This is a genomic window from Arthrobacter sp. Cr_A7 (assembly GCF_029222765.1).
Classification (GTDB): Bacteria; Actinomycetota; Actinomycetes; order Actinomycetales; family Micrococcaceae; genus Arthrobacter.
Window position 1 is genome coordinate 1 of sequence record NZ_JARHXQ010000335.1, and the last position, 577, is coordinate 577.

Here is a 577-nt window from a genome sequence, read left to right on the forward strand (position 1 = left end):
TCGTCGAATTCATCCTCGTTGGTGAGGTCAAGGTCCTCTTCGTCGAAGTCGTCCTCGTCGATGTCCACGTCGGCTGACGCGTCACTCTTGTAGGGATCGGCTTCGCCGGCGTGCTTGGCCTTGGCAGCCAGGGCGGCCACCTCGGCGTCGCGCTTCTTGGCTTCCCGAAGCAGTTCCTCCAGGTTCGAGGCGTTGACGGGAATCTGGTCCGCAACGAACTCAAGGGTGGGAGTCAGGCGAACGGTGACGTTCCGGCCAACCTCCTGCCGAAGCACCCCCTTGGCCTTCTCAAGTCCCTTGGCAGCATCAGCCTGGACAGCCTGGTCCCCGAAGACGGTGTAGTAAACGGTGGCATGCTGAAGATCATTGGTCACCCGCGCATCGGTAACAGTAATCCCCTCAAGCCGGGGATCCTTAACCTTCCGGCTCAGGGCCTCAGCAACAACAACCTTAATCCGCTGCGCCAACTTGGCAGCACGTGCCGGATCAGCCATGAACAACTCCTAAAAAATTTGGAACGTACGACGGCGTGTTGCAGCTGACGTACCCACGTTCGATTACTGCCACGCACTGGGCG

The 577-nt window shown here is 59.6% G+C and carries 1 protein-coding gene; it reads right to left on the reverse strand.

Annotated features, from left to right (window positions below; translation table 11 throughout):
* On the reverse strand, positions 1-494 hold a 494-nt coding region (gene rbfA, locus P2Q66_RS20240; RefSeq protein WP_275731022.1), incomplete at its 3' end, for a 30S ribosome-binding factor RbfA.
* Between the last annotated feature and the right edge of the window lie 83 nt (positions 495-577).